This is a genomic window from Rhizobium bangladeshense, assembly GCF_017357245.1.
GTDB classification, from domain to species: domain Bacteria; phylum Pseudomonadota; class Alphaproteobacteria; order Rhizobiales; family Rhizobiaceae; genus Rhizobium; species Rhizobium bangladeshense.
Map to the genome: position 1 here is coordinate 2,842,877 of NZ_CP071612.1, position 21,042 is coordinate 2,863,918.

At 61.9% G+C, this 21,042-nt stretch carries 23 protein-coding genes; 14 read left to right on the plus strand and 9 right to left on the minus strand.

The window, feature by feature from the left end; translation table 11 throughout:
- Positions 1–8: 8 nt before the first annotated feature.
- The 4 genes from J2J98_RS13895 to J2J98_RS13910 all read right to left on the minus strand — a co-directional run bounded on the left by J2J98_RS13895 (position 9) and on the right by J2J98_RS13910 (position 5,061).
- Positions 9–1,955 carry an elongation factor G gene (locus J2J98_RS13895; protein WP_207601363.1) on the minus strand — a complete coding sequence of 649 codons (1,947 nt, stop codon included), beginning with the start codon at positions 1,953–1,955 and terminating at the stop codon, positions 9–11.
- Positions 1,956–2,355: 400 nt separating this feature from the next.
- Positions 2,356–3,621 carry an NAD(P)/FAD-dependent oxidoreductase gene (locus tag J2J98_RS13900; protein ID WP_138393214.1) on the minus strand — a complete coding sequence of 422 codons (1,266 nt, stop codon included), beginning with the start codon at positions 3,619–3,621 and terminating at the stop codon, positions 2,356–2,358.
- Positions 3,622–3,937: 316 nt separating this feature from the next.
- Positions 3,938–4,480, minus strand: a complete 543-nt coding sequence (locus J2J98_RS13905) for a BA14K family protein (RefSeq protein ID WP_064705515.1) — start codon at positions 4,478–4,480, stop codon at positions 3,938–3,940.
- A gap of 107 nt (positions 4,481–4,587) precedes the next feature.
- Positions 4,588–5,061, minus strand: a complete 474-nt coding sequence (locus J2J98_RS13910; protein ID WP_064705516.1) for an Lrp/AsnC family transcriptional regulator — start codon at positions 5,059–5,061, stop codon at positions 4,588–4,590.
- A gap of 152 nt (positions 5,062–5,213) precedes the next feature.
- On the opposite strand from J2J98_RS13910, the gene J2J98_RS13915 reads away from it, so the two are divergent.
- The 4 genes from J2J98_RS13915 (at position 5,214) to J2J98_RS13930 (ending at position 9,047) form a co-directional block, all read left to right on the plus strand.
- Positions 5,214–5,933 (plus strand): aspartate/glutamate racemase family protein, encoded by a 720-nt coding sequence (locus J2J98_RS13915; protein WP_064705517.1) that lies wholly within the window; start codon positions 5,214–5,216, stop codon positions 5,931–5,933.
- A gap of 180 nt (positions 5,934–6,113) precedes the next feature.
- On the plus strand, positions 6,114–7,031 hold the full coding sequence (locus J2J98_RS13920) for a bifunctional helix-turn-helix transcriptional regulator/GNAT family N-acetyltransferase (RefSeq protein ID WP_207601364.1): 918 nt from the start codon (positions 6,114–6,116) through the stop codon (positions 7,029–7,031).
- Positions 7,032–7,091: 60 nt separating this feature from the next.
- Complete coding sequence (locus J2J98_RS13925) at positions 7,092–7,715, plus strand: TetR/AcrR family transcriptional regulator (protein WP_207601365.1); 624 nt, start codon at positions 7,092–7,094, stop codon at positions 7,713–7,715.
- A 117-nt stretch (positions 7,716–7,832) separates the two neighbouring features.
- Positions 7,833–9,047, plus strand: coding sequence for an MFS transporter (locus J2J98_RS13930; protein ID WP_207601366.1), 1,215 nt, complete (start codon positions 7,833–7,835; stop codon positions 9,045–9,047).
- On the opposite strand, the gene J2J98_RS13935 is transcribed toward J2J98_RS13930, so the two are convergent.
- Entirely contained in the window at positions 9,044–9,460 is a 417-nt protein-coding gene (locus J2J98_RS13935) for a winged helix-turn-helix transcriptional regulator (RefSeq protein WP_138393211.1), read from the minus strand. The two genes, J2J98_RS13930 and J2J98_RS13935, sit on opposite strands and share 4 nt — an antisense overlap.
- 123 nt (positions 9,461–9,583) lie before the next feature.
- Here J2J98_RS13935 and J2J98_RS13940 point away from each other — a divergent pair, with 123 nt between their 5' ends.
- A complete protein-coding gene (locus tag J2J98_RS13940) occupies positions 9,584–10,489 on the plus strand; it encodes an SDR family oxidoreductase (RefSeq protein WP_207601367.1) in 906 nt (301 codons plus the stop codon).
- Positions 10,490–10,557: 68 nt separating this feature from the next.
- On the opposite strand, the gene J2J98_RS13945 is transcribed toward J2J98_RS13940, so the two are convergent.
- The gene (locus J2J98_RS13945; protein WP_064705523.1) at positions 10,558–11,310 is read right to left on the minus strand and encodes a pyridoxine 5'-phosphate synthase; all 753 of its coding nucleotides are present in this window, start codon (positions 11,308–11,310) and stop codon (positions 10,558–10,560) included.
- 440 nt (positions 11,311–11,750) lie between these two features.
- On the opposite strand from J2J98_RS13945, the gene J2J98_RS13950 reads away from it, so the two are divergent.
- Positions 11,751–12,443, plus strand: coding sequence for a MerR family transcriptional regulator (locus J2J98_RS13950; protein WP_207601368.1), 693 nt, complete (start codon positions 11,751–11,753; stop codon positions 12,441–12,443).
- 51 nt (positions 12,444–12,494) lie between these two features.
- Here J2J98_RS13950 and J2J98_RS13955 read toward each other — a convergent pair whose 3' ends face one another.
- Complete coding sequence (locus tag J2J98_RS13955; RefSeq protein WP_064705525.1) at positions 12,495–13,625, minus strand: ATP-dependent DNA helicase; 1,131 nt, start codon at positions 13,623–13,625, stop codon at positions 12,495–12,497.
- 70 nt (positions 13,626–13,695) lie between these two features.
- Positions 13,696–14,622 carry a LysR family transcriptional regulator gene (locus J2J98_RS13960; protein ID WP_138393209.1) on the minus strand — a complete coding sequence of 309 codons (927 nt, stop codon included), beginning with the start codon at positions 14,620–14,622 and terminating at the stop codon, positions 13,696–13,698.
- 131 nt (positions 14,623–14,753) lie between these two features.
- Here J2J98_RS13960 and J2J98_RS13965 point away from each other — a divergent pair, with 131 nt between their 5' ends.
- From J2J98_RS13965 to J2J98_RS13980, 4 genes are all read left to right on the plus strand, one after another.
- Positions 14,754–15,233, plus strand: coding sequence for a carboxymuconolactone decarboxylase family protein (locus J2J98_RS13965; RefSeq protein WP_064705527.1), 480 nt, complete (start codon positions 14,754–14,756; stop codon positions 15,231–15,233).
- 66 nt (positions 15,234–15,299) lie between these two features.
- Positions 15,300–16,055, plus strand: a complete 756-nt coding sequence (locus J2J98_RS13970) for an SDR family oxidoreductase (RefSeq protein WP_207601369.1) — start codon at positions 15,300–15,302, stop codon at positions 16,053–16,055.
- Between the two features lie 34 nt (positions 16,056–16,089).
- Positions 16,090–16,506 carry a cupin domain-containing protein gene (locus tag J2J98_RS13975; protein ID WP_207601370.1) on the plus strand — a complete coding sequence of 139 codons (417 nt, stop codon included), beginning with the start codon at positions 16,090–16,092 and terminating at the stop codon, positions 16,504–16,506.
- Positions 16,507–16,602: 96 nt separating this feature from the next.
- Positions 16,603–18,087 (plus strand): mechanosensitive ion channel family protein, encoded by a 1,485-nt coding sequence (locus tag J2J98_RS13980; protein WP_207601371.1) that lies wholly within the window; start codon positions 16,603–16,605, stop codon positions 18,085–18,087.
- On the opposite strand, the gene J2J98_RS13985 is transcribed toward J2J98_RS13980, so the two are convergent.
- Positions 18,088–18,576, minus strand: a complete 489-nt coding sequence (locus J2J98_RS13985) for an RrF2 family transcriptional regulator (RefSeq protein ID WP_207601372.1) — start codon at positions 18,574–18,576, stop codon at positions 18,088–18,090.
- A gap of 202 nt (positions 18,577–18,778) precedes the next feature.
- Between J2J98_RS13985 and J2J98_RS13990 the strand changes: the two genes are divergently transcribed.
- The 4 genes from J2J98_RS13990 to J2J98_RS14005 all read left to right on the plus strand — a co-directional run bounded on the left by J2J98_RS13990 (position 18,779) and on the right by J2J98_RS14005 (position 21,039).
- Positions 18,779–19,195: a VOC family protein gene (locus J2J98_RS13990; protein ID WP_064705531.1), complete on the plus strand. Its 417-nt coding sequence runs from the start codon at positions 18,779–18,781 to the stop codon at positions 19,193–19,195.
- 137 nt (positions 19,196–19,332) lie between these two features.
- Positions 19,333–19,713, plus strand: coding sequence for a COG4315 family predicted lipoprotein (locus J2J98_RS13995; protein ID WP_064705532.1), 381 nt, complete (start codon positions 19,333–19,335; stop codon positions 19,711–19,713).
- Between the two features lie 31 nt (positions 19,714–19,744).
- Entirely contained in the window at positions 19,745–20,260 is a 516-nt protein-coding gene (locus tag J2J98_RS14000; RefSeq protein WP_064705533.1) for an RNA polymerase sigma factor, read from the plus strand.
- On the plus strand, positions 20,257–21,039 hold the full coding sequence (locus J2J98_RS14005; protein WP_207601373.1) for an anti-sigma factor family protein: 783 nt from the start codon (positions 20,257–20,259) through the stop codon (positions 21,037–21,039). Before J2J98_RS14000 ends, J2J98_RS14005 begins: the two co-directional genes overlap by 4 nt.
- The last annotated feature ends 3 nt before the right edge of the window (positions 21,040–21,042 follow it).

Genomic DNA, 21,042 nt, shown 5'->3' on the forward strand with positions numbered 1-21,042 from the left:
GCGCGACTTTAGACACTCCCGCGCAGGCGCAGCAGATATTCGACGGCGTTGAACGGATCAGGCCCCGAGCGGCGGCGAAAGCGCGGCGAGCTGGTCGCCGGGGCGTGATGGTCGAAAGCGGTTTCCATGGTTCCTGCCCCACTCGTCAGGCCCGGCAATTGCTGCTGGACGTTTCGAACCACCGCAGATGCCATGGTGCCTTCAAGCCGGGCGACGCCGTCGGCGATCACCGAATCCGACGTCGTCGCCGCCGATTTTGCAAGCAGGGTGAGCACGGCGCTCAACCTCTCTGCCGGCGTTTCGATGTAAAAGCGGTCCACAGGTTCGCAGAGAATAGTCTGTGCGGCCGTTAGCGCCGTCGCCAGCACCCAAGGAGTCAACTGCCGGAAATCGGCGGCGGTACTTGCGGGCGAACTGTGCCGGGCCGCCGTCATCGCCACGTGGCAATCGACGACCTGCCAGCCGAAAATCCCCTGCTTCAGCGCCTCGAACACGGTTTCCGCGACCGCCCGATAGAAGGCGGCGGGCATCTGGCCGACATCCACTTCCAGCGCGAAGCTGTTGCCCGCTCCGGCCGGCCGCGGCTCGACTCGCAGGCCGACCGTCGCCAAGAAGGGATTGGGTTCCTTGAAGAGGATCTGCAGGCCCTCTCCAATTCCCATGGGCCTTTCGACATAGATGACCATGCTTTCATCGAAGCTTGCCTCAAGGCCGAAGTCCGTGAGCAAGGTCGATTGGATCACCTCCTTCTGGACCTCGCCATAGAGGGAGACGAAGACCTCGTCCGTCTCATCGTTCCGGCGCAGATTGATCAGGGGATCCTGCTCGACCATCTGGTTCAGCGCCAGCCAAAGCGCAGCCTTGTCGGAAGGCCGCCGGGCGAGAACCAGGGTTTCCAGCGTCGGCAGCGCGAAGCAAGCCCGTCGGTCGAAGCGCGCATCGCCGCCTACCACATCGCCAATGCGGGCGCCGGTTAGGCCGCTGACGCGCGCAATCTGCCCGGCGCGAAAACTGTCGACCGCATGACTGCGGCCTCCCTCGAAGAGCTGGATCGCGGTTATTCTTTCCGCCCCTTTTGGCAGATCCAGATATTGCCGGAGCCGCACCGTGCCCGAGGCCAGGGAGAAATAGCACAGCTTTTCCCCGCCCCAACCGCGCTCGATCTTGAAGACGTTGCCTGCGACCGGACCATCCGGATCGGGTCGCCGCGCCGGCAAGATCGCGGCGATGGCCGAGGCGAGCGCCGGCACGCCGGCGCCGGTCATGGCCGCGCCGGCGAAGACGGGATGCACCAGGCCGTGCGCCACCTGATCGGCCAGAGCGCGGCCGAGCCTTTCCTCCGTCAGGCGCTCAGGGGCGAGCACATAATCATTGAGCAGTACTTCGTCGTTTTCCCCGAGCGCCTCGCAGAGCGCCGAAAAAAGTGGCTCGTTTCCCGAGTCCTGCGCCTCCACCCGTGCAAGCTTGGTGCCGGCATCGATGACCGAAGACATGGGGATCGGCCGGACGGCCAGCTGCGCGGCGAGCGCCTCCATCACCTCCCCATAACGCGCGCCGAGGCGATCGACCTTGTTGACGAAGAAGATAAAGGGGACACCCAGCCGCCGCAACGCCCGCACCAGCACGCGCGTCTGCGCCTGCACGCCTTCGACCGCCGAAACGACGAGGACCGCGGCATCCAGCACCCCCAGCACCCGCTCGACCTCGGCGATGAAGTCCGGGTGGCCGGGCGTGTCGATCAGATTGACGGTTACGTCGCCGATTGCAACCGACACCACCGCGGCCCTGATCGTGATGCCGCGTTGCCGCTCGAGTTCGAGATTGTCCGTCTGTGTATCACCGGCATCGACGCTGCCGAGCTTGTCGATGACGCCGGCGTTGAAAAGCAGTCTTTCGGTAAGGCTAGTCTTGCCTGCATCTACATGGGCGAGGATGCCCAAATTCAAAGTGCGCATGAACCACCAACTTCTCAGAAATTCGGATGTGATTTTCTTGAGAAGCGAGTCGGCGCATTGGGACCTCTACCCGTTGTTGCGGCTGGATGCGTGACCTCCCGGTGGTGGGAGACGCGGGCGGGATGCTAAGGGCGTGTGGGGAAAAATGTCAAGGTTGGGTGTATCACCCCAGATGCTGTGCATCACGAAATTCAGCGCAGGCATCCACCCACCACCCTCATCCCTGTGCTCGTCAATCCAGCGCGTCCAAGTCTTTGGGCACAGCAGACTCTGTCCGTAACGGCAACTCATTCACGGCGCAGACGCGCCGTGGCTGGATTCCTGTGACGAGCACAGGAATGGCGGAGGAGAAGATGTGCCGTGTGTGCCCCTATAACTTTTTACGCCATCCGTCAGCTGCCTACCCCTCCTCCCGCATCGTCTCCCGCTGCGTGATCAGCCGGGCGCTGTGTTGGCCGCTCAGATAGATCCACAACCAGTTCCAGGCGACGGAGAAGCGTGAACGGGTGCCGATCAGGAAGTAGATATGGGCGAGACCCCAAATCCACCAGGCTATCCAGCCTTTCAGCTTGATCCGGCCGAAATCGATGATCGCGGCGCTCTTGCCGATTGTCGCCAGGCTCCCCTGATGCCAGTATTTGAAGGGCGCAGGCGCCGGCTTGCCCGACAGCCGGGCGCGGATGACCTTGGCGACATAGCCGCCCTGCTGCTTGGCGGCGGGCGCGATGCCAGGCACAGGCTTGCCGTCCTCGCGCATCACCGAGGCAGTATCGCCGATAACGAAGACGTCGGGAAGGCCGGGCGCGCTCAGATCCTGTTCGACGACGACGCGCCCTGCCCGGTCGGCCGGGACGTTGAGCCAACGGGCGGCCGGCGAGGCTGTGACCCCGGCCGCCCAGACGATCGTCCGGCTCGGCACGAAAGTTTCACCGATTTGCACGCCGTCGGCGCCGCACTCCGTCACCGGTTTGCCGAGGAGGACCTCGACGCCGAGTTTCTCTAGCGCCTTCTGCGCATAGGCCGAAAGCTCCTCGGCAAAGGTCGGCAGCACCCGCGGGCCGGCCTCGACCAGCACGACCCGTGTCTTGCGCGTATCGATGTTGCGGAATTCGTCCGGCAGCGTGAAATGCGCGAGCTCGGCGATGATGCCGGCAAGCTCGACCCCCGTCGGGCCGGCGCCGACGATCGTGAAGGTCAGCAGCGCATCGCGCACCGCGGGACTGACCTCCATCTCCGCCTTTTCGAAGGCGAGCAGAACGCGCCGGCGGATCGTCGTCGCATCCTCCAGCGTCTTCAGCCCCGGCGCCACCGGCTCCCATTCGTCATGGCCGAAGTAGGCATGTGTTGCCCCCGTCGCCAGCACCAGCGTATCGTACCCCAGAGTCATGCCGTTGCGTAAAGAGACCGTTTTCGCGCCGCTGTCGACATCGGTGACCTCGCCGAGCAGCACCGTTACGTCAGGCCGGTCGGCATAGAGGCGGCGGATAGGCCATGCGATTTCCGAGGTGGAGAGAATGGTCGTCGCTACCTGATAGAGCAGCGGCTGGAAGAGATGATGGTTGCGCCGGTCGACGAGCGTGATCTTCACGCCTGCGCCCTTCAACCCGTTGACGAGCTGCAGCCCGCCGAAACCGCCGCCGACAACGACGACATGATGTTCGCTCATGACTTACCCCTTTTGCGCCATTTCGCTCGGAGCCAAATGTGGCTCTCGCAGCGAATGTTGCAACCGTCGTTTCGGAATGGCTCCCGTGCAGCGATCGCAGTCGACAGAGCGTGTCGCTAAAATGCACAGCAGTTTTGCTGAGCACAGCGTGTCGGAACCAAAAACCTGAAGCAAAAAACGAATCTAAGCTGGCAAAACTTGCCGAGCGGAAATCAGGCGGAGGTGTGCCGAGGTTTGAACAGGCGGGCCGACCGAACGGATCATGACGTCGGTCGACCTGGAACCAGTTCACAGCGCCAATGCGCGCAAGTGTCAATCAGTAGGGACTGATGCACTGGCGACGGGGTCCGTAATAGGGCTGGAACGTATTATCGAAAGCCCTGTAGGAACGATAGCGGGCATAACACCAGCTCACGTGGCTGCGGCGCCCTCCATAATAGCCCGATGATGCATAGTTCCGATAGGGCGGGGCATAATACCGGCCGTAATCGCGATAGGGCGGACCATAACGGTAGGGCGAGCCATAATAGCGGTAGGGTGGATCGTAATAGCGGTACGGGGAACCGTAATAGCGGTACGGGGAACCGTAGTAGCGGTAAGGCGAGCCATAATAGCGGTAAGGCGAGCCATAATAGGGCTGTGCCAATGCGCCGCCAATGATGGTGCCGACGGCTAGACCACCCAAAGCCCAGCCCCACTCAGCTCCCCGCCGATGTCCGCCTCGGCCGCGCCATCGTACATGCTCGATCTGCTGCTGCGCCTCGATCCTAGGTGGGTTGATTGCCGGAAACGCCTGAGCCGGCGTGATGCCGGAGGCACCGATGATCAAGCATAAGGCGGCGACGCTTAGCTTTCTCATGATTGTTCTCCTCTACTCCTCCAAGTGAAGGAAATATCCTCCCCTCCACCTGAACCAAAGGTGAACGTAGTATGTCGAAAAACGTTCCATATTGAGACAATTAATCGCTACCGATAGCCCGCGGCATAGCCCACGGGTATCGCCATTCCATTTTTCAGTTCCTCCATCGAAATCGACGCCGAGACGTCGAAGAGTTCCAGCTTTCGCACGATCTGCTTGTAGATCACGTCGTAATGCTCGACGCGCGGCAGGACGATCTTCAGGATATAATCGTGATTGCCGGTCAGCCGGTGCGCCTCGACGATTTCGGGGATATCGCTGATTATCCCGCGGAAACTCTCCGTCCAATCGTCGGAATGGTGCGCCGTCTTGACGAGAGCGAAGACGGTCGTCGGCACGCCCATCCTCTCCCTATCGAGCACGACGATGCGCCGAGCGATATGGCCGCTCTCTTCCAGCCGCTGGATGCGCCGTGAACAGGCCGACACCGAAAGCGCCACGCGCTCGGCCAGATCGGTTACGGAGATGCTCGCATCCTTTTGCAGCATGTCGAGAATCCGTCTGTCGCGATCGTCAAGCATTGCCCGAAATCATCCCCGCGCCGAAAATTTGCGTCATCACATCGAAACACGCAAAACCATAGCACAAATATGGCCCGCAAAACAAACAACGCAAACATACCGCGCCGGCTTTGCGGCATGATTTTTCAAGTTCAAAACAAGGGAGTGTGAGAATGGAAACGATCGGCCTGATTGGCGGCATGAGTTTTGAAAGTTCGGCGGTCTATTATCGTCTGGTCAACGAAATGGTGCGCGCCCGCAAGGGCGGCCTCGCCTCGGCCGAGCTCATCCTGCATTCGGTCAATTTCGAGGAGATCGTCGCCCTTCAGAAGGCTGGAGATTGGGCTGGTGCGGCACACCACCTCGGCAATGTCGCCGAAAGCCTTCAGGCGGCCGGCGCCGGCTGCGTGCTCATCTGCACCAACACCATGCACTTGATCGCTGAGGAGGTCGCGGCGAGGATTTCGGTGCCGCTGATCCACATTATCGACGAAACGGCGAAATCGCTGCGTGCGGCCGACCGCAAGCGTCCGTTGCTGCTCGCCACCCGCTATACGATGGAGCATGGCTTCTATAGCTCCCGCATGAAGAGCCTCGGCCTCGACATCATGGTGCCCGACGCGGCTGACCGCACCACGGTCCATGACATCATCTTCAACGAGCTCTGCGTCGGCAGGGTGCACGAAAGCTCGCGCGAAAAGCTGATCGCGATCATCGACCACGCCATGGAACGCGGCGCCGACAGCATCATCCTCGGCTGCACTGAGATCTGCCTGATCCTCGACCCCGACCGCCTGCCGCTGCCGGGTTTCGACACGACCGCGATCCATGCGCGGGCTGCAGTGGAATTCGCTTTTGGTGCCGAGGAAGAAGCCGAAGAGGCGGCTGCCTGATCAGAGCGTCAATTTAGTTGACTCAGTCAAATAAATGCATGACAAAGGTCTGCACCAGGAGATCTTGTCAGTTCATCGACGCCTCGCTTCGCCTCAACATCATCCTCGGCACAAGGCCGAGGACTTCGAGGAGTTGGCCGACTTGTCCCGCAAAAGATCTCCATCTGGAGACCATTTGCCATGCCCGATGTCGCCCTTATCGAAACCGCCCGCGATTTCAACCGGTTTTACACGAATTTCCTCGGCCTCCTGAACAAGGCCTATCTCGATTCGCCCTACACGCTGACGGACGCCCGCGTCCTCTTCGAGATCGGCTCGCATGAAGGTGTCAGCGCCAAAGCACTCGCCCGCGACCTGCATCTCGACCCGGCCTATCTCAGCCGCATCCTCAAGCGTTTCCGCGCCGAAGGGCTGATCGAGACCAGCGCCGATACGGCTGATCTGCGCAGCCAGATCATCACTGTCACCGACCGGGGACGAGAAGAGTTCGAAGAACTCGGACGGCGCGCGAATGACCAGATCGCCGCCCGTTTCGACATGCTTGCGGCCGGCGAGCCGCAGGCGGTGGTCTCAGCCATGAACACGATCCGTGCCCTGCTCGACCCGACGGCAAAGCCAGCGCCCGCGATCATTCGCGCCCATCGCGCCGGCGATATCGGCTGGATCGTCGAGAGCCAGGGTCGCTTCTATGCCGAGGAATATGGCTGGGACCTGCGTTTCGAGGGGCTGGTCGCCGAAGTTGCCGGCAAATTCCTCGCCAATTTCGATCCTGAAAAGGAATATTGCTGGATTGCCGAACGCGGCGGCGTCAATGTCGGCTCGGTCCTCGTCACCGATGGCGGCGATGGCGTCGCCAAGCTGCGCCTGCTCTATGTTGACAAATCCGCTCGCGGCCTCGGGCTTGGCAAGCTGCTGGTCGGTGAATGCATCCGCTTTGCCAGGCAGAAGGGCTACCGGCAGCTATCGCTCTGGACCAACGATATGCTGGACACCGCCCGCGCCATCTACATCAAGGCCGGCTTCGAACTTGTCTCCGAGGAGAGACATTCCATGTTCGGCCCCGAGGCGAACGGCCAGACGTGGGTACTCGATCTCTAATTTCGCTGCATCGCGGAAATTCCGCTTGATTTGGAAACGATCATTCCCTAATTAGGGGACATGACCGTTGCCAACCTCACATCAAATGAAAAAAACCGCAGCCGCGGCCGTCCGCGCGAGTTCGATATAGACGCCGCGCTTGATTCGGCACTGCGGGTCTTTTCCGAACGCGGCTACCACGCCACCTCGATCAGCGAACTGAGCGAGGCGATGGGCCTTGCCTCGGGCAGCATCTACAAGGCGTTCAAGGACAAACGCGGCGTCTTCGTCGCCGCCTTTGCCCGGTATCGCCAACTCGGCCGGCGACGCCTGGAAGCGATGATCGCATCTGCGGACACGGGCCGCGAAAAGGTCTTCCAGATGGTGATGTATTACACGGAGCTCTCCCATGGCGAGGCCGGCCGCAAAGGTTGCCTCGTCGTCGGCGGCGCCAATGACTTCGCCCTGCTCGACGAGGAAACCGCCGCTCATGTCGCCACAGCCTTTGCCGCCGACGAAAAGCTGATGGCCGATCTCATCCGCATCGGCCAAGTCGACCACACCATTCCGAAAACGGTGGATGCTGATGCCGCCGCCCTCACCTTTCTCTGCTTTACCAAGGGCTTGCGCGTCATCGGCAAGACAGGGCGCAGCAGGCAAGAGATGCTCGCCGCAGCCGAAGCGGCGATGAAGCTCCTGACCTGAATACGCACGTTAGGTTACGCGCAAACGTTCGACATGCGTCATCAGGTCAAGGATCGGGTGGCTGCAGCTAGCATTCTTTCATTCAATTCTCACTATCTTTGAGAACCGGAGTTTCTGATGAGCATTTCAGCCACCACCCCGGATAAAGCCATTCCACGAGCGCTATCCCCCTGGCTCACCTTTCTTTTCGCCGCCGCCTGCGGGCTGGTGGCCGCCAATCTCTATTACGGGCAGCCGCTTGCCGGGCCGATCAGCGCCGATCTCGGCTTTTCCCCTGCCGCGACCGGTCTGATCGTCACGCTGACGCAGATCGGCTACGGTCTCGGCCTGCTGCTGATCGTGCCGCTCGGCGACCTCACGGAAAACCGCCGCCTCGTCCTGCTGCTGATCGCCGTCTCTGCCGTGGCGCTGATCGGCGCCGCGCTGTCTTCGACGCCGGCCATGTTCCTCGCCGCCTCGCTCTGCATCGGCCTCGCCTCGGTCGCCGTCCAGGTGCTCGTGCCCTTTGCCGCGAACATGGCGCCGGATGCGACGCGCGGCCAGGTCGTCGGCAACGTCATGAGCGGCCTGCTCTGCGGCATCATGCTGGCGCGGCCCTTCGCGAGCTTCGTCGCCGAGGCCTCGTCCTGGCACATGGTCTATTATGTGACAGCAGCCCTGATGCTCGTGCTCGCCATCGTCTTGCGCACCAACCTGCCGGTCCGCGTCCCGAAGACCAAGCTTGGCTATGGCGAACTGCTTACCTCAATGGCGCATCTGGCGCTGACCTCGCGTGTGCTGCAGCGCCGCGCCCTCTACCAAGCCGGCATGTTCGGCGCCTTCAGCCTGTTCTGGACGACGACGCCCCTGCTGCTCGCAAGCCCCGCCTTCGGGCTGACGCAGAACGGCATCGCCCTCTTCGCGCTCGCCGGTGCCGCCGGCGCCGTCGCCTCGCCGATCGCCGGCCGGCTTGCCGACCGCGGCATGACCAGGATCGCCTCGACGATCGCCATGCTGCTCGGCATGGCGTCCTTCCTGATCAGCCATTTCGCAAGCGACGGCTCGCTCACCGCGCTGATCCTTCTGACCGCGGCCGCGATCATTCTCGATTTCGGGGTGACGACCAATCTCGTCTGCGGTCAGCGGGCGATCTATGGGCTGAACCCGGAACATCGCAGCCGCTTGAATGGCCTTTTCATGGCCACCTTCTTTGCCGGCGGCGCGCTGGGTTCCGCTTTCGGCGGCTGGGCCTATGCCACAGGCGGCTGGACGATGACGGCGTGGATCGGTTTTGCCTTCCCGGCGCTCGCCTTCCTGCTGTTCCTGACCGAAGGGCGCGGACGCAAAGCCTAGCTCTCTGCGGAATCGAAACGCGAACGGGCGGCGCGAACGGCATCATGGTTCGCTTCCGCCCAATTCAAGAGTTGCGACAGCGGCTGATAGAGCGAGCGGCCGAGATCGGTCATCGAATATTCGACGCTCGGCGGCTTGGTCGGAAACACTTCACGCGCAATGTAACCGTCCCTCTGCAGATCACGCAGCGTTTGTGTTAGCATGCGCTGCGATATATCGGGAAGCATCCGCCGCAGTTCGCCGAAGCGGCGGGGCTCGGCCGCCAGCACTTCGAGCAGCAGCGTCGACCACTTGCCGCCGATCTGCTGCATCATGTCCCGCACCGGGCAATTGGAAAAATCAAGGGCAGCAAGATTAATCTCGCGCCGCGCCCCTGGCATCCTGTTCTTGAGACTGACGATTGCCCCGCCCATGAACTTGGTTCCCTTTTGGTAACTTACAGCCGAAAAGCTGCCTCCTTTACAGGTCGAAGTCAATTCCTATTCTAGCGTTAGTCTCTTTTTGAGACCACTTTCAGAACGCAGAAGGAACGACCCATGAGCGAAACCATCCTGGTCACCGGCGCCGCCGGGCAGCTCGGCCAGCGTGTCATCCACCACCTCATAGAGACCTACAAGGTCGCCCCAGGCAAGATCGTCGCGGCGACGCGCAGCCCGGAAAAACTCGCCAAGCTGGCAGACAAGGGCGTCATCATCCGGAAGGCTGATTTCGATGATGCCGCCGGCCTGGAGAAGGCTTTCGCCGGGATCGACCGTCTGCTGCTGATCAGCACCGACGCGCTCGACACCCCCGGAAAGCGCCTCGCGCAGCACAAGGCCGCGGTCGCGGCCGCCGTGAAAGCAGGCGTCAAGCACATCGCCTATACCTCGATGCCGGCGCCGGACAATTCGCTCGTCACCTTCGCGCCCGACCACCTCGGCAGCGAAAACGCCATCAAGGCAAGCGGCATCGCCTATACGATCATCCGTGACGCCTGGTATCACGACAATTACCTGCATAGCATGCCGCACAACCTGCAGGGCGGCAGATGGTACAGCGCCACGGGCAATGGCAAGGTGTCGACCATCTCGCGTGATGACTGCGCCCTGGCGATCGCCGCGGCCCTTGCCTCGGGTACATCCGAAAGCGCGACCTATACGCTGACTGGCGCGGCATCGCTGGACAACCGCCAGATCGCGGCTATCGTCTCCGAAACCGCCGGAAAGCCGCTCGAGGTCATCGATGTCAATGACGAGCAGCTCGGCCAGGGCATGCGCGGCGCCGGCCTCCCCGGCTTCGTCGCCGATATGCTGGTCTCCGCCGACGCCAATATTCGCGCCGGCAATTTCGACATCATCACCGAAGATTTCACCAAGCTGACCGGCAAACAGCCCCAGCCACTGAAGGATTTCTTCGTGGCGCACAAGGCGGCGTTGACGACGGTTGGAACTGGTGAGCACTGATACAATTGGGCGGTGGCTCCCCCTCTCCCCGGCAGGGCAGAGGGGGAGCCCTGCCGACCGATTGCTTCCTAAACCGTCTGCCCGCAAGCCCGGCAGAAGCGGCGCACCGTTTCGGCCATCCCAAACTCCAGCGCATCGGCAGTCAGCCCGTGGCCGATCGAGACTTCGGCAAGCGCTGGGATGCGCTTCACCAGATCAGGCAGGTTTGCGACCGTCAGATCGTGGCCGGCGTTGACGGCAAGGCCGATCGCCAGCGCTGCGTCCGCCGTGCGACCTAGCGCTTCGAGGATCGGAGCTGCTCGTTCCGGCGCGTCGTAGCAGCCGCCATAGGGGCCGGTGTAAAGTTCGATCCGGTCGGCGCCCGTCGCCTTCGCCAGCTTCACCGCTTCAGCATCGCCATCGCCATCGGCAAAGAGCGACACACGGCACCCCATCTTCTTCAGCCTCGCGACCACATCGGTGAGGAAAGCCTGATGTTTGCGGAAATCCCAGCCGTGATCGGAGGTCGCCTGGGATGGATCGTCGGGCACCAGCGTCACCTGCTCGGGTGCGGCACCGGCGCAGAGATCGAGGAATTCGTCCGTGGGGTAACCCTCGATGTTGAATTCCGCCGTGGGGAATTCGTCATCGATCAGGTTACGAATGACAGGCAGGTCTGAAAATCTTATATGGCGCTGGTCGGGGCGGGGATGGACCGTCAGGCCGCTGGCGCCCGCGGCAAGGGCTATGCGTCCGAGGCCCTCAACGCTCGGCCAAGGCAGATCGCGCCGGTTGCGCAGCATGGCGATGGCATTGAGGTTCACGGAGAGCTTGGCTGGCATGGCGGATTATCCATCGGTGTCGGAAGCGGGAGGCCCCCGCTTTTAAGCCAAGTGCCCGGCGATGGCCAACGAGAATCGCAGATGCATCCGATACCGATCGCTGATGGATCTGGGTTACAACCGAGAGCGAGCATGAATACTAGTTCCCGCCGCCATAAAGGAGACCTCTCGATGCGCCGGCGCGGCGGCGTGTTTTTGCCGTGACCTTCGGGCAAAGCCTGCAAAACACGCCGTCGCGTTGCGATCCCATTTAAAAGAGATTACTTTTAGCACTTCTAAAAAAGATCGTTCACGCATAACGTGGACATTATGTCGCGTAAACGTAGGCCGCGTACTGCTTCTTTCCCCATGGAAGACGCTCAGAGGAAACCCCACTCGCCGCGACCGGGAAGCAACTGGCAAATCCGCATGAGGTGCAACAAGATGCCCTAGGAGGGTTCATGCCAGACGGTTCCAAACGCCTGTTTGCTGCCGCCGGTGTCGCTTCGGAGGGCCGGTCGAAATACCGGTTTCTGCCTTCGGCCGCGCTGCCACCGGATCTGCCGGAAGGTCCGGTGCCCATTGCCGATATGGCCAATGCATTCGGCGTTACGCACAGGACACTACATTTCTACGAAGAGAAGGGTTTGATTTCAGCCAATCGCATCGGCCTGATGCGGGTCTACGGCCAGGACGACGTGATGCGCATGGCTGTCATCACCGTCTGCCGCGAAACGGGCATGCCGGTCGCGGTTATCCAAGAGTTGATGGACGAGCTTCGCAACGCTGATTCGCAGGAAAAGGCCGAGGCGATGTTTCGCGAGGCCTTGCAGGTGCGCAAACGCGAGCTGACGGCTGAGATGTCGACGCTTCACCGCCAGCTTCAGCAGGTCGGCGATCTCCTCGAATTCGACGACAGCATAGAGGCGCAGCCGCTCAACGACAATCAGGACAGTGCCGGCCTGACCGCGCAGGAGCGGCGTTGCCTGGAACTGATGGCAGAGGGCTATTCCACTCAGCGCATTGCCCGGGCGCTCGACCTGAAGCATGACGAGACCCGCGATCTCGAGGCCGGAATCATCCTGAAATTCCGCGCCAACAACCGCTTCCAGGCGATCGCCAAGGCCGTTCTGCTCGGCATCGTGCAAGCCTAGCACAGGCCGTGCCCCGACGGCGGCCACCGTCCCGTGCTCCCGGGCCGAACCTCATCCGCGAACGATCGTGAGTGTCTCCGCCGCGCGGGTGATTGCGGTATACAGCCAGCGTTCTCGCGTGTCGCGAAAGGCCCAGCTCTCGTCGAAGAGCACAACGTCGTTCCATTGCGAACCCTGTGCCTTGTGTACGGTCAGCGCATAACCGTAATCGAACTCGTCATAGCGCTTGCGGGTGTTCCAGGGGATCTCGCCTTCGACATCTTCGAAAGCCTGTTTCAGCAGCTTGATCTTGGCCGCCCCGCGATCCATGTCGTCGTCCTCGGGACGAACGAGGAGATTGATGCCGGGTTTCGTCGTTTCCTTCGATGAGGTCATCACCTGCCAGAGCGAGCCGTTGAGCAGGCCCTTGGCCGGATCGTTCCGAAGGCAGACGAGCTTGTCACCAGTCTGCGGATAATCGGCGGTGAAACCCTTCAATTCCCGCAGGCGCTGATTGTAGCGCCGCCGCGTCCGGTTAGTGCCGACGAGCACCTGATCGGCGTCGAGCACGAGCTGCTGCGTCACCTCGTTTTTCGAAATCACCTTGGCCGTGCCGTAATCGCCATACATGATCTCGTTGCCTTCGCGCACCTGCATGGCGAGCTTGATGATCGGATTGTCGCGCGCCTGCCGGTGGATATCGGTCAGGAGATAATCCGGTTCCTGATTGGTGAAGTAGCCGCCGCCGCTGACCGGCGGCAGCTGGCCGGGATCGCCGAGCACAAGGATCGGCGTGCCGAAGCTCATCAGGTCCTTGCCGAGCGCCTCGTCCACCATCGAGCATTCGTCGACGATGATCAGCGCCGCTTTCGCGACCGGACTTTGCCGGTTGATCGAAAACATTGGCGCAATCGAGGTCTTGCCAGTCTCCTCATCTTCCACCGCTTCTTCGCCGCGGGGTCGGTAGATCAGCGAATGGATGGTCTTGGCATTGGAAGCGCCTCGCGACCGCAGCACCTGCGCCGCCTTGCCGGTGAAGGCGGCAAACAGCACATCGCCATCGACATTTTCGGCAAAATGACGGGCAAGCGTCGTCTTGCCCGTCCCAGCATAGCCGAACAGGCGAAAGAGCGGAGAGCGCCCTTCCTTCAGCCATTTCGAAACAGCCTTCAGGGCTTCGTCTTGTTGCGGCGCGAATTGCATGATCGCAGGACTTGGCAGGATTCGCCGGCGTTAGGCAAGGCGGAAAACGGCAAATCGCCCGGCCGGGGGATCATCCGTTCCACTGCCGGTCCGCACCGCTCGCGCACATTGATGGATCCCGCCCCATAGCGTCGATGAGAAAGTCCAGAACTGTCTTGACGCGCAGCGGCATGTTGCGTCGCGACGGATAGACGACGGTGACCGGCAGCCGGCTCGGCTGGAAATCCTTCATAACGGCTACCAGCCGGCCGGCCGCGATATCGGGCGTGGCAATAATATGGGAAAGCACCGCGAGACCCGCGCCGGCAAGGGCAGCCCTGTGAATGGCGACGGCATTGCAGGCCGTCAGCCGCGGCGAAATCCTGACCGATAGGTCTTCCGAGCCGTTCGAGAAGGACCATGTATTGGCCTCGCCTGCCCTGCTGTAGCACAAGCACTCATGATCCTTGATGTCCTTGGGCGCGCGCGGAGCAGCCCTGCGCGCGAGATAGGCGGGAGACGCGACAAGGAAGGCTGTGGTCCAGCCAATCCGCCGGCAGACGAGGCTGCTGTCGGCGACCGGTCCGAGGCGCACTTCGAGGTCAAGCCGCTCCTCGATCATATCGGAGCTCTGCTCTCTGAAGAGCAGTTCGACCGAAAGCTTCGGATAGGCGGCAAGAAGATCGCCGAGCCGCTCACTGAGATAGAGGCCGAGCGGCGCGGGAACGCTGAGCCTGACCTTCCCGGAAGCCATGGCCCCTTCAGAGCCGGCCGCATCGCCCAGTTCCTCCACCGCTTCCAGAATCCGGAGCGCCATCGGCAGCATCCGTTCCCCCTCCGCCGTCAGCGACAGGCCGCTCGTCGTGCGATGGAGCAGGCGCGTGTTGAAATGGACTTCGAGGGCTGCGATCTGCCGTGAGACCGCTGGCTGCGTCACGTCGAGATCATGCGCCGCCGCCGAGAAGGACCCCGTCTCCACGACGCGCTGAAAGGTCCGCAATGCTGAAACGATATCCATCCCTGCCCCTCATACTTTTGCGCATAGGCTTTATGCGGGCAGACTAAGCGAGAATGGCTTTACAGTCCAGATATTACGGATATCTTTTATCCATAAGGATATCAAATATCCTTAATAAAGGAGAGAGAGAGATGACCCAACGATTGAACTATGCCCAGCAGTCCCCGGAGCTGTTCAAGAAGTTCATGGAATTCAGCATGGCGCTCCGCAGCAGCGTGATCGACGAGAAGCTTCAGGCGCTGATCGAGATCCGCGCCTCGCAGATCAACGGATGCGGCTTTTGCCTCGACATGCATGTGAAGCAGGCAAAGATCCATGGCGAGAGCGAACTTAGGCTCCATCACGTCGCCATCTGGCGTGAATCCAACCTGTTCATCCCTCGCGAGCGCGCTGCACTTGCCTGGACGGAAGCGCTGACGAAGCTGCCGGAGGGCGGCGTCCCCGACGAGATCTACGAGCGGGTTCGAGGTCAACTTTCGGAAAAGGAAATCTCGGATCTGACCTTCGTCATCATGGCCATCAATGCCTGGAACCGCGTCAATGTCGGCTTCAAGACCGTGCCCGGCACGGCCGACAAGGCTTATGGTCTTGATAAGGCCGGCCTGAACTAACCCTCGCAATCCATTCAGAAGAAACTTTGACGCTGCCGTGATCATGGCAGCGAACGGAGATCTGTTATGAAAATCGTTGTCATCGGCGGAACCGGCCTCATCGGTTCGAAGACTGTCGATCGCCTGCGCAAGCGCGGGCATGAGGTGAGCGCCGCCTCGCCGAACTCAGGCGTCAACACGGTCACCGGCGAAGGTCTGGCGGAAGCGTTGGCGGGCGCCGACGTCGTGCTCGACCTCGCCAACTCGCCCTCGTTTGAGGACAAGGCAGTACTCGACTTCTTCGAGACATCGGGGCGCAATCTGCTCGCCGCCGAAAAGACTGCCGGCGTGAAGCATCACATCGCGCTTTCCGTCGTCGGCACCGAGCGGCTGCAGGAAAGCGGCTATTTCCGCGGCAAGCTCGCCCAGGAACAGCTGATCAGGGAGTCGGGCATTCCCTATACCATCGTGCATTCGACGCAGTTCATGGAGTTCCTGAACGGCATCGCCCAGTCCGGCACGGTCGGCCAGACGGTTCGCCTGTCGCCCGCCTATGTGCAGCCGATCGCTTCCGACGACGTCGCCGACGCCATGGCCGACGTGGCGCTCTCCGCCCCGGCCAACAAGACGATCGAAATATCCGGCCCGGAGCGGGTCCGTCTCAGCGAGCTTGTTGCCCGCTATCTAAAGGCGATGAAGGACCCGCGGACCGTGGAGGCAGACGCCGAGGCGAGATATTTCGGCGCCAGGCTGAACGACCAGTCGCTTGTATCCGACGACGATCCGCGCCTCGGCTCGATCACCTTCGAGCAGTGGTTCGCCACATCCGCCCGGCCGAACTGATCGGGCTCCTCACCCAGCCGACAAGGAGATTCCCATGATCAAGTCATCATTCCTCGCTGCCGCCCTCGCCCTTCTGGCAACGACCGGCGCTTCCGCCCACGACAGCAGCAAATCCGCCAAGGTGACGCTCGTCTATGAACACGAACTGCCAAACGTGCCGGGCAAGAGCATCAAGGGCGTGCTGGTCGAATACGGCCCCGGTGGTTTCTCCGAAGGCCACACCCATCCCGACTCGGCCTTCATCTACGCCACCGTGCTGGAGGGATCGATCCGCAGCCAGGTGAATGACGGTCCGGTCAAGACCTATCAGGCCGGCGAGAGCTTCTCTGAAATGCCGGGCGACCGCCATAGCGTCAGCGCCAATGGCAGTGAGACGCAGCCGGCCCGCCTGCTTGCCGTCTTCGTCGTCGACACCGACCAGAAAGAGCTGACTTTCCCGCTGCAGAACTGACGACCCCGCCAAAGGCCATCTGCGCGAGCCCATGCTTGCGCGGCTGGCCGACATGCTCAATCATGCGCCGCCCGCCCCTCCCGGAGAAAGAGTGAGATGATCTACGACGCGCTCTTCGGCAAGCCTCTGATATCTCTCATAGCGGTCGGCTTCGCCGGCATCATCGTCTGGTACTTCCTCTCCAGCCAGCGGCCGACAACACGGCTGGTGGTGCAGATCCTCTTCTTTGCCATGATGACGCTGATCCTCGTCGGCAGCGGCATCGAACCCCACCGCTTCCAAGGATATGCGTCGCAGGACCCGCAGGCCCTGCTCGTCATCCTCGCCAAATCGCTCTGGTGGATCCACCTCGCATGGGCCGTCATCGGCTTCATCAGGCTCTATCTGGTGCTGGAGGGCAGCCCGCGCGAGGCCCGCCTGCTCCAAGATCTCGTCGTCGGCATCGTCTATATCGGCATGATGCTCTCGATCCTCGCCTTCGCCTTCGGCGTGCCGATCGGGACCCTCGTCGCCACATCAGGCGTGGTCGCCATCATTCTCGGTCTCGCGCTGCAGAACACGCTCGCCGACGTCTTCTCCGGCATCGCGCTGACGCTCGGCCGTCCCTATGTCATCGGCGACTGGATCCTCTTGAGCGATGGCACGGAAGGGTGCGTCTTCGAGAGCAACTGGCGTGCGACGCACATCCTGACGCCCGGCAACAATATCGTCGTGCTGCCGAACAGCTTTCTTGCCAAGCTCGGCCTGACCAATGTCAGCCGGCCGGACGAGACCCATCTGCTGTTTCTTACCATCCGCATCGCGCCCACACGGATGCCAGCATCGATCCGCCAGGTCATGCTCTCGGCGCTCACGAGCTGCAATTCGATTGTGCGCGAGCCGCCGCCGGTCGTCGCATTGAAGGGACTGGATGCCACCGCGCTCGAAGTCGAGCTGCAGTTTCGGGTGACGAGCCCCGGTCAGCGCGTGCCGGCGCGAAACGAGGTGCTCGATCTCGTCTATCGCCATTGCAAATCCGCCGGCCTCCTTCTCGCCGTTCCACCGGCGGCCAAGGTCCTCACCGCCGATCTGCCGACGGAAGAAAACGCCAAGCCGCCAAGCGTAACGCCGCTTGCGCTGATCCAAGCCATTCCGGTCTTTGCGGCGACGCTGACATCCGATGAAAAGGAGAAACTCGCCGAGTCCTCCAATGTCCGGCAGTTCCGCAAAGGCGATGTAATCGTGCGGGAGGGCGAAATGCTACCCTCGCTGATGATGGTGCGCGCCGGCATCATCGTGGCGCGGCGCGAAGGCGAAGAGCGCGGGCGGTTTGCACCGGGCGATTTTTTCGGCGAGACCGGCCTGCTCGCCGGCATGCAGGAAGTCTGCACCCTCGAGGCCCTGACCCCGACGGCGGTTTATGAAATCGACCAGGAGGCCTTCGCGCCGCTGCTCACCGAACGCCCCGCCCTGGCCGAAGAGATTGCCGCAGCCCTCGCCGAGCGCGCCGAGCGCTTCCGCGACGGCGCCGCTCTGCCGCCGGAGCAGGTTCGCAACGCCCATGCCATCCTCAAGACCATCAGGACCATCTTCAGGGCATGATCAGCCGGCACGCTGGAGCACCCACTGAAGCGTGCCTTGCCAGATATCGGCCGGTACCTCCTCGGATAAGGTGCCGACGAGATCGGAGAGCCGGACGGCTCTCAGCGTATTCCGCCAGGCCTCGTCGGCTTCCCACATGACGCGCGCGACCGCGCAAGGCTTGCTGTCGCAATAGCCTGCCGGCCGGCACGGATTGTTCTCCCGAATATTTGTGCAGGTGAAGCTGCGCGCCTTTCCCTCGACCGCCTCGACGATGTCGAGGAAATTGATCTCGGACGGGGATCTCGCAAGCCTGTAGCCGCCGCTCGGGCCGAGCGTGGTATTGACAAGGGAAGCTTGCGAAAGGCTTTGCAGCGCCTTGGAGAGATATTCCTTCGGCAGACCATGCAGCTCGGCGAGCGCCTTGGTGGAAAGATACCTGCCCTCGGGCAGGCCCGCGAGAATGGCGCAGCAGTGCAGCGCCCACTCAACCTGGCTTTTCAGGATCATTCAAAAACTCGCAACGGCCGGTTCTGCCACAGAATTAAGGATATATGCTATCCGCAAAGGTGCGCGATGTAAATGATTGCCGGCGACGGCGAGGCTCTGCCGTAGCGCCGTGAACATCGGGACGGGACGGCTCAGATCGTCTATTCATACCAGCGACACGATTACGCAGGCATTTGAATAAAGAAAGAGAGGAGAGAACGCGATGCCCAAGATGATCTTCGTCAACCTGCCGGTGAAAGACCTCGCCGCTGCCACCCGCTTCTACGAAGCGATCGGCTGCAGCAAGAACGAACAGTTCAGCGATCACCAGGCCTCGAATATGGTCTGGTCCGACGCCATCGTCTTCCACCTCTTGACGCGCGATTACTTCGCGACCTTCACCTCGAAACCCATCGCCGAGGCACGGAAGGCAAGCGAGATGCTGATCGCGCTGACAATGGACGGCCGCAAAGACGTGGACGCCATCGTCGAGGCCGCCGCCGGGGCCGGCGGCATAGCCGATCCGCGCCCGGCAACTGACATGGCCTGGCTCTACAACCGCGCCTTCGAGGATCCGGATGGCCATATATTCGAAGCCGTTTGGGTCGACATGGCGGCGGCCTCTGCCTCCAGCCAATAACCATAGCGCCTCCGGGCGAAGCCGCTCGTCCCGGCCTCGCCCGCTAAAATTTTCGCTTAACCAGGAATAAAACCAGTTCGCCTCGTGTCTCATCTCAGGTATCGCAGCATTGCGTGCCAAACCTGAGGAGAGACATCATGACACGCGTGAAATTCCTGCCCGTCGTGGCGGCAGCCGCCCTTGCCGCGACAGCTGCCTTCGCCGCCGCTCCCGTCAAGGAAGTCGATTCCGCCAAGGGCAAAGTCCTGGCCGGAGAAAACGGCATGACCCTCTATACCTTCAAGAAAGACACCAAAGGCGTTTCCAACTGCTATGACGACTGCGCCAAAAACTGGCCTCCGCTGATGGCGGCTTCCGATGCCAAGGCTGATGGTGCATATTCGATCATCGACCGTAAGGATGGCACGAAGCAATGGGCCAAGGATGGCATGCCGCTTTACTACTGGGTCAAGGACAAGAAGATGGGCGACATCACCGGCGACGGTGTCGGCGGCAACTGGGATCTCGCCAAACCTTGATAGCTAGGGCCTTGATGCCAAGAGTGCCGGCATGAAGATACCCGCACCGGAAAGCTTCGAGGGCCAGATCTTGGCCCTCCTCCCCTCGCTCAGGCGCTATTCGCGCAGCCTGACGCGCTCGGATGCCGACGGCGAGGATTTGCTCCAGGACTGTGTCGAGAAGATTCTGACGCACCGCGGCCAATGGCGCGGACTCAATCTGCGCGGCTGGGTCCTGACCATTATGACGAACCTCTATCGCAACGGCCGGCGCGGCAAAAGACGCGGCGGTCTGGTCGAACTCGACGCCGCAGAGGATGTAGCCGCCCCCGAACCGGCGGCCGATCCGCTGGAGCGCGCCCGGCTCAACGATGCGCTGAACAGCCTTTCGGAGGAGCACCGCGCCGTGCTGATGCTCGTCGTCATCGAGGGATATAGCTACAGCGAGGTCGCCGCCGCGCTCGATATTCCGATCGGCACCGTCATGTCCCGCCTGTCGCGCGCCCGTCGGCGAGTCGCGGAGCACCTGAAGGCCGACAACATCATTACGCTCCGGAGACCGAAATGAACGAGACCAATCCGAGCGTCACCGAAGCCGATCTCCACGCCTATGCCGACGGCCAGCTGGCTAAAACGGCGCGCACTCGCGTCGAGGCTTACCTCGCCGACAATCCGGAGGAGGCGGCAATGGTCGCCGAGTGGCAGGCTCAAAGTTCGGGCATCCGCTCGCTCTTTTCAGGTTACGAGAAGGCCAAGGATACCGATCCCCTTCTCGTCGCACCCGCCCGCGCCGTCTCATCGGGGGCAAGGCACTGGAGGACCGCCGCTGCGGCCCTGCTCGTCTTCGCGCTCGGCGCCGTCAGCGGCCACTATGGGTCAGGTCTTCTGGAAACGCCGGGCCTGCAGCTTGCCGGCTCGGAGACCCTGCCTAAGCAGGCCGAGACCGCCTTTACGGTCTATGCCGCCGAAGTTCGCCATCCCGTCGAAGTTTTCGCCGACGAGGAGGCCCATCTCGCCACCTGGCTCGGCAAGCGCCTGGCGATCGAAAACCTCAAGATCCCCAACCTGCAGCCGCTCGGCTTCAAGCTTGTCGGCGGCCGCCTGCTGCCGGTCGACGGCAGGCCGGGCGCGATGTTCATGTACGAGAACCAGGCCGGCGAGCGCCTGACCGTCATGGTCGGCCGCAATAGGGAAAACCGCACCACGAGCTTCCGATTCGCTTCATCCGGCAATCTCGAGACCTTCTACTGGATCGATGGTGAACTCGGCTACGCCGTCACCGGCGAAATCTCGCGCGAGACACTACGTGAGGTGGCCGAGGAGTGCTATCGGCAGTTTCCGTCGTGAGAC